This is a genomic window from Alcanivorax sp., assembly GCF_051117345.1.
Classification (GTDB): domain Bacteria; phylum Pseudomonadota; class Gammaproteobacteria; order Pseudomonadales; family Alcanivoracaceae; genus Alcanivorax.
In genome coordinates, this window is the sequence record NZ_JBNPEC010000135.1 from 1 (window position 1) to 7,369 (window position 7,369).

General features: G+C 59.9%; 6 protein-coding genes and 1 pseudogene. 1 reads left to right on the top strand and 6 read right to left on the bottom strand.

What is annotated here, in order from left to right; genetic code table 11:
* From ACFE0K_RS08850 to dksA, 6 genes and pseudogenes are all read right to left on the bottom strand, one after another.
* Positions 1-369 (bottom strand): annotated as a pseudogene (locus ACFE0K_RS08850) (polynucleotide adenylyltransferase PcnB); the annotation flags it as partial.
* A gap of 572 nt (positions 370-941) precedes the next feature.
* Positions 942-2,270, bottom strand: coding sequence for a sigma-54-dependent transcriptional regulator (locus ACFE0K_RS08855; RefSeq protein ID WP_434535716.1), 1,329 nt, complete (start codon positions 2,268-2,270; stop codon positions 942-944).
* Positions 2,271-2,306: 36 nt separating this feature from the next.
* Positions 2,307-5,264 carry an ATP-binding protein gene (locus tag ACFE0K_RS08860; RefSeq protein WP_434535719.1) on the bottom strand — a complete coding sequence of 986 codons (2,958 nt, stop codon included), beginning with the start codon at positions 5,262-5,264 and terminating at the stop codon, positions 2,307-2,309.
* Positions 5,254-5,430, bottom strand: coding sequence for a hypothetical protein (locus tag ACFE0K_RS08865; protein WP_007149317.1), 177 nt, complete (start codon positions 5,428-5,430; stop codon positions 5,254-5,256). The genes ACFE0K_RS08860 and ACFE0K_RS08865 overlap by 11 nt, the downstream gene beginning before the upstream one ends.
* A gap of 105 nt (positions 5,431-5,535) precedes the next feature.
* The gene (gene gluQRS / locus ACFE0K_RS08870; RefSeq protein WP_434535717.1) at positions 5,536-6,423 is read right to left on the bottom strand and encodes a tRNA glutamyl-Q(34) synthetase GluQRS; all 888 of its coding nucleotides are present in this window, start codon (positions 6,421-6,423) and stop codon (positions 5,536-5,538) included.
* Positions 6,424-6,595: 172 nt separating this feature from the next.
* A complete protein-coding gene (gene dksA, locus ACFE0K_RS08875; protein ID WP_052042879.1) occupies positions 6,596-7,003 on the bottom strand; it encodes an RNA polymerase-binding protein DksA in 408 nt (135 codons plus the stop codon).
* A gap of 182 nt (positions 7,004-7,185) precedes the next feature.
* On the opposite strand from dksA, the gene ACFE0K_RS08880 reads away from it, so the two are divergent.
* Positions 7,186-7,369: hypothetical protein (locus ACFE0K_RS08880; protein WP_434535718.1), on the top strand; the 184-nt coding region annotated here is incomplete at its 3' end.

The window sequence follows — 7,369 nt, forward strand, 5'->3', positions numbered from 1 at the left end:
GCGGCCAAAACGCACGTGCACGATCTGGAAGCGACGGCCGATAATGCGACTACGCTTGAACAGACGGTTGACCTGTTCCGGCGTGGCATTGGTGGAGACGTCGAAATCCTTGGGCTCGCGACCACAGAGAATATCCCGCAGGCAGCCGCCTACCAGGTAGGCTTCAAAGCCGGCTTTGTGCAGGCCATAGAGTACATCCAGCGCGGCGCGGGACACCTGTTTGCGGGAAATGGGATGTTGGTCGCGGGGTATGACTCGCGGTTCGAACGTTCTGCGGTTTTTTTGGGAACCCTTTTTCAACCAGCTAGTCAGACATAGGCAGAGAGAGCGTAGCCAGCGGGTTAGACGTTCCAGGAACTTGCAGGGCATGCGTCAGTATTAGCCGCCAAGGTTTGATATAAAGGCGTGATCGTATCACGTTTTGCGGTTAATTGAGTCACTGGCCGAAGTTAGCTAGGTCCATAATGTAAAAAGGAGCCACAACCGAAGTTGTGACTCCCATATTTTGCGCTGATTCTGTTGTTATTATTGTTTGTGTTGTTTTCTGCCTTGTCGCTGCAATCATCAGTTGCAGCAGCATTGCATCGGCTCGTGAAATTATTCTTCTTCTTTCTTGTTGTTATTGTTGAGCCTGTTACGCCGCTGTTTTTATTGTTTGCTGGCGTGGGATTCATAGTGCCCGTCCCACTGGGGCAATGCAACAAAGAGTTAATTCTTTAAAAAACAAAAGGTTACAGGTCTTACTTAAAATTAATGTAAATAGTTTCCGGAAATCTGTAACCCTGGTGTTACCTGTCTGTGTAGCGCGGTAACACTTGTTCCCATCCGCGGTCTTTTGCAGAGGAATCTGCGTTGTTTTCCTTCTGCCAAGCTCAGAATATTTTTACATAGCCTGGAGCAAAAGCCGTCTCGCCGGTCATGCCGCCAGTACCGGCGGTGTACTAACGGCGACTACCGGCTTTTTTGCGCGGAATTCCCAGGCGCTGGCGGCGTTCCCACAGGCTTTTGCGGCTGATGCCCAGTTTCTGAGCCAGCTCGGTCTCGGTCATGCTGTCCTGGTTTTCCATCACGAAGCGGGTGAAGTAATCCTCCAGGGACAGGTCTTCGCTGGGGTCCAAGCTGGCCCGGCTGACCCGCTGAGGGGTGCGGTTGGGGTTTAGCCCCAGCTGTGACGGGCCGATGCCCTCTTCCTCGGTGAGAATAATGGCTCGCTCAATCACGTTTTCCAGCTCGCGCACATTGCCCGGCCAGCTATAGCCGACCATGGCCTGCCAGGCGGCATCCGTGAAGTAGAGGTCGTGGCGGTTGAGTTTCTCGCAGCCGCGGGCAAGCAGGGCGTTGGCCAGACTTTGCAGATCGTCCTGACGGTCGCGCAGGGGAGGCAGGGTCAGCTCCATGACATTGAGCCGGTAGTACAGATCCTGACGGAAATGACCTTCTGCCACTCGCCCGGGCAAATCCAGCTGGCTGCTGGCAAGAATGCGCACGTCCACCTTGCGTGGCGACAGGGAGCCCTGGCGGTGGATCTCGTGATGGGTGAGCAGGGTCAGCAGGCGGCTCTGCACGTCGCTGTTGAGCTCGCCCACTTCGTCGAGAAACAGGGTGCCACCATCGGCTTCTTCGATACGTCCGGCGCTGTCTTCATCGCCGAACAGTTCTGTCAGCTGCAAGTTTTTCGGCAGGGCGGCGCACTGCACCGAGATCAGTGGACCGCCTGCCCGCTCACTTTGTTCATGCAGGGCCCGAGCGGTGAGTTCCTTGCCGGTGCCGGATTCGCCCATGATCAAGACCGGTGTATTGGTGGGGCCCACCCGGTGGATGCGATGTTTGAGTTCCTGCATGGCATCACTGTCACCGATCATGTTGTGTACCGGGTAGCTGCGTTCCATATCCCGGCGCAGGGCGCGATTGCCTCTATTCAGTCGGCCTTCCTTGAGCACCCGCTCCACGGCCAGCAGCATTTCATCGTGATCAAACGGTTTGGGGATATAGTCCACCGCGCCCTGGCGCATGGCATCTACGGCGGAGCGCAGGCTGGCATAGCTGGTCATGATCAGCACCGGAGTGGCGCCGGCACTGTCTATCAGGGCGGTGCCTGGCTCGCCGGGCAGGCGCAGGTCGCTGATGATGAGATCAAACTGATTGAGGTGTTGTTCCCGGGCTTGTTCCACGGAGTCGGCTTCTGCCACGGAGTGTTCGTGGCGTACCAGCAGTTTGCGCAGGGCGCCGCGAATCACCGGTTCATCTTCAACAATCAGGATGTGACTCATGTATGGCTCTTACTGTCTGTCGAGTTGAGCAGGATACTATGTTTCCGGCTGCCCGGGGGTAGCGGCTTGTTGCCGGTGCACGGGCAGGCTGACCACAAAGCGGGTGCCACCGTCTTCGCTCAGGGGGCTTTCTACCCGAATGCTGCCCTGATGCTCTTCGATAATACTGTACACCAGAGCCAGCCCAAGGCCGGTGCCGCGACCCGGAGGCTTGCTGGTGACGAAGGGTTCGAACAGGGCGTCGCGCAACGTATCAGGGATACCGTGGCCCTGATCTTCCAGCAAAATATCGAGGAAGTCACCGCGTGGCTCACAGTGCACGGTGACTGGCTGCTGGTCTTCGCTGGCATCGGCGGCATTGCCAAGCAGGTTGATGAAAACCTGGAGCAAGCGTTGCGGATCGCCCTTGACCCAGTAGCTGGCCGGGCAGTGATTCTCGAACGGTTGCTGGCGATGATCCGGATCCAGCAGCAGTAATGAGATAGCTTCGTCCACGGTATCGAACAGGTTCACCGGTACCTGCTCGCTGAGCTTGATGCCGCCGGAATGACTGAAGGTCACCAGGGATTCCACGATACGGGTGATGCGCCGGGTCTGTTCCAGAATCTGGTCGCAGGCTTCCTGTTGTTCCTCCGGGTCACTGTCTTCATCAAGATTCTGGGTCAGGCAGGCAATGGCAGTGACCGGGTTGCCGATTTCGTGGGCGACCCCGGCGGCCAGTCGACCGATGGAGGCGAGGCGTTCGTTATGAGCCAGATGCGCCTCCATGTGGCGCAGTTCGGTAATGTCCTCGATCACCAGTACCTGGCCGCCGGCCTGTTCGGCGGTGCCGGCGCCCATCACTTCGGATTTGTGCAGGCTCAGCCAGCGTGTCTGGTTTTCCACTTCCAGTGACTGCTGCGGCTGATGGGCATTGTCGTCGTGGCTGAAGCGGGTAAAGAAGTCGCCCCAGGGCGGGTCCAGGTCTGCCAGCCGCGAGCCGATGGTGTCTTCGGCGGTAATGCCGGTGAGGCTTTCCATGGCCCGGTTCCAGCCAATGATTTCCCGATCCGCGCCCAGGGAAATGACCCCCATGGGCAGTTCCAGCAAGGTCTGACGATGGAAGCGGCGCAGGCCATCCAGTTCCGCCGCCAGCCCGGACAGGCGATCCCGGTACTGTTCCAGACGGGATTCAATGAACTGGATGTCTTCGCTGGAGTGTTGTTCCTCCTCCGGCAGGTAGGGCAGGTGATCGTCGATCAGTTGGTGGGACACCGAGGGACCGAGCAGGCCCGACAGATTGGTTTCCAGTTGGTCGCGCAGGCGCCGCAGGGCGTAAGGCCGGGTTTCCGTGCGCGGCAGGTGCAGATCCCGCAGGGACATTTCCACTTCCCGGGTGGCGGTGATTGGGCCCAGCGGCTGGCTCATGGCATCAATGAAATCGTCCACGCTCTTCGCTTCCAGCTCCCAGCGATAGGGGCGGCGCAGGCTGTCCACGGCACAAGCTTCGGCGGCGTTTTTTTCCGAGCGGGACATGGGTGTGACGATGGATACGATGGCATAGATCAGGGCATTGGCCGTGACCGAGGCGATGGCCACGTGGTGCCACTGGCTGGCGCCGGTCTGAAAACGCATGCCCAGCAGTTCCATCAGCGGCTGGAACTGCCAGTTCGGGTAGGCGATGGGAACCAGCAGCAACATTACCCAGAGGGTAAAGCCGACCAGCAACCCGGCGAACAGGCCGTTGCGGTTGCCAGACGGCCAGAACAGGGCGCCGATCAGCCCGGGGACAAACTGCAGGGTCGCCACAAAGGTGAGCACGCCCAGTTCCACCAGGGTGTGATCGGTGCCGGTGAAGCGGTAGAACAGATAGGCCAGCGCGAGAATCGCGGCGATCAGAATGCGTCGGGTCCAGAGCAGATTGCGATACAGGTTCTGGCCCTGCAGCGGGCTGGCGGGTAGTACCAGATGATTCAGACACATGCCGGACAGCGCCAGGGTGGCCACGATCAGCATGCCGCTGGCCCCGGCAAGCCCGGCGATATAGCCGAGCACCGCGCCGTGGCCGCCGGTAATCATGCCGATGCCGAGAGCGTAATAATCTGGCGGCGTGGGGGCGTTGCCGGCAGCGGCAGCCCACAGGATCACCGGCACGCACAGTGCCATCAGCAGGAACATCAACGGCAGCGCCCAGCTGGCAGTGACCAGCGCGCGCGGGTTCATGTTCTCGGTAAAGGCCATATAAAACATGTGTGGCAACACCACGGCAGAGACAAAAAACGCCATGATCATGGAATGCCAGGTGCCGTCTTGCAGGGGGTAGTAAAGCCGAGCCAGCATTTCCGGGTGGTCATCCAGCCAGGCATTCAGGCTTGAAGGTCCATCGAACACACCGTAAAGACCGAGCAAGGCCACCGCACCGAAGGCCAGCAACTTGATCAGTGATTCCATGGCGATGGCCATCACCAGCCCTTCGTGCTTTTCCCGGGCCGTGGTATGGCGGGCGCCGAACAAGATGGCAAAAATCACCATCATCAGGCAGAACCCGGCCGCCAGATCGCGGGGGTCGGCGGTGCCGCTGAGAATCTGGATCGACTCGGCCACGGCCTTCAGCTGCAGGGCCCGCCGGGGCAGTACCCCGGTCCGCCTGGTGATGGTGGTCATGGCGCCGGCCAGCCGGCTGCGGTAACGGAAGGCAAACAAGTCAGCCAGCGAGCTGAGCTGATAGGTAGTGGTCAGCCTGAGGATCGGTGCCAGCAGAATGGGGGCGAGCAGAAAGACCCCGGAGATGCCCAGAAAATAGGACAGGAAGTTGTAGCCGTACTGGTAGGCGTAGCCCACCGACCCGTACACCGCCCAGGCGCTGGCGTAGACCCCCAGCGACAACACGTAGACAGCCGGGTGACGCACCCAGTGAGCGGGCAGCCAGCCACGTTCGGTGATCCAGGCCACCGCAAACAGAAATAGCAGGTAGCACCCGGCAATCAGGATTAGATCGCTGACACTATAGACCATCGACATCCTTGCTCTTGGCAATCCAGTAGCTCAGGGCGATCAGGCCCAGCCAGATCAGATAGGGGCGATACCAGGCGCGCCCACCTTCGCTCCACCAGTCGATGATGGCGGGGGAAAGCAGGTAGGTGCCGAGAATAAAGATGATCAGCAATCGGTCGGTATACATAGGTGGTTTAACCCCTCCGGGCCGATGAGCATACGCCAGGGGGGTAGGCGTGTAAAAGCGGGGACAGCATTTGCTGCGGGGCTTTCCTGATTCGCGTTGCAGCTTTCAGCTTGTAGCGTGCAGCTCCTCTGGTAATGGCTGCTGGCGTCCCGCTGGCCAGTGGTGAGCAGGGTAGTGCGTCGTGCCCCATGCCAATAGCACTGCCGGGCTTTCGCCTTGTAAATCTGAGGGTGGCTGCAGGCCCAGGCAGTGGAGGGCGGCGGTGAGTAGCTGGCTGGCACGAGCGGGATCGAGGGCTTCGCTGCCTGCGGACTTCGACAGCTTCAGGTTCCGGCCATCGGTGACCACCGGTAAATGCGCATACTCAGGTACCGGCCTGCCCAGGCATTCCAGCAGCCAGCGCTGGCGCAGGGTGGAATCGAGCAGGTCGGCTCCCCGCAACACATGGGTAATGTCTTCATCCGCATCGTCCAGGGCGCAGGCCAGTTGATACCCGAACAGGCCGTCGCGACGACGAATAACAAAGGCGCCACCGTCACGGTGCAGGTTGTTGGTGATGGCCCCCTGAATGCCATCCTGGTAGCTCAGCTCCCGGTCGGGAACCTGCAAGCGGATGGCGGTATCGTTGGCGGGGGGCACAGCGGTGCTGATGCCGGGGTGGTTATGATCCAGGGTGGCCAGCTGTTTCCGGGTCAGACGGCAGTGAAAGGCATGGCCGCTGTCGAGCAGGGAGTCCACCGCTTGCTGATAGGCGGATTGCCGCTGACTCTGGTAGCGCACTGTGCCATCCCAATGCAGCCCGAAGGTGTCCAGCTGACGCAGGATGGTATCGGCGGCGCCGGGCATTTCCCGGGGTGGATCCAGATCATCCACGCGCACCAGCCATTCACCGCCGGCATGGCGCGCTTCCAGCCAACTGGCCAGCGCAGCCACCAGCGACCCGAAATGCAGGGGGCCGGAGGGGGTGGGGGCGAAGCGTCCGCGATAGGTCATAAAGACAGTTAATAGAGAATAGTTAACAGTTAATAGTTGCGCGAGATACGGCTAACAGCAGTGTAAAAGCGAGGAAGCCGCGAACCAGTTATGGGCGCGGCTTCCAGCATATCAAGAACGAAAGCCCGCTATCGCGAGCTATTAACTGTTCACTGTTAACTATTCACTGATCTTAACCGGCCAGCTGCTTTTCCTTGATCTCCGCGAGCTCCTTGCAGTCGATGCACAGGTCGGCGGTGGGGCGGGCTTCCAGGCGGCGGATGCCGATTTCGATGCCGCAGGCTTCGCAGAAGCCGTAATCGTCCTTGTCGACCAGATCCAGAGTCTTCTCGATCTTCTTCAGCAGCTTGCGTTCGCGGTCGCGGGTACGCAGCTCCAGGGCAAACTCTTCTTCCTGGGTGGCGCGGTCAGCGGGGTCGGGCAGGTTGGCCTGCTCGTCCTGCAAATGGTGCATGGTGCGATCCGCTTCTTCCATCAACTCCTGGCGCCAGGCCAGCAGGATCTGGCGGAAGTGTTCGCGTTGCTTCTCGTTCATGTACTCCTCGTTTTTGGCTGGCATGTAGGGCTTGAAGCCGTGCATTTGAGCCTGCGAGGCGGATGAGGCGGTTTTCTTTTTCACGTTTGCTTTTACCTGAGCAGAAGTGGTGGATCGGCTCGGCGAAGTCCCTTTGCCGGCAGTCGCGGTCCGTGCGTTACCGGTATTCGATGCGTCTCTGGCAGCGGCCCGGGCCGCTGCGGATGCCTTCCCGAAGGTTGGCAGTTTTGTTCTGGGTGCAGCCGGTGCTGCTTTCTTTGCTGCCGTCTTTCTGGCAGCGGGTTGATACCCGCATTCGCACTGAGATAGAGCGTGCCGCCATTCTGGACGATGGGGGCATGATCGTAGGTCGCCTGCGCGCGCAGTTCCAGAACGTGCAGCGACCGGCCGGAAACCGAAAGCCCGGTAGCG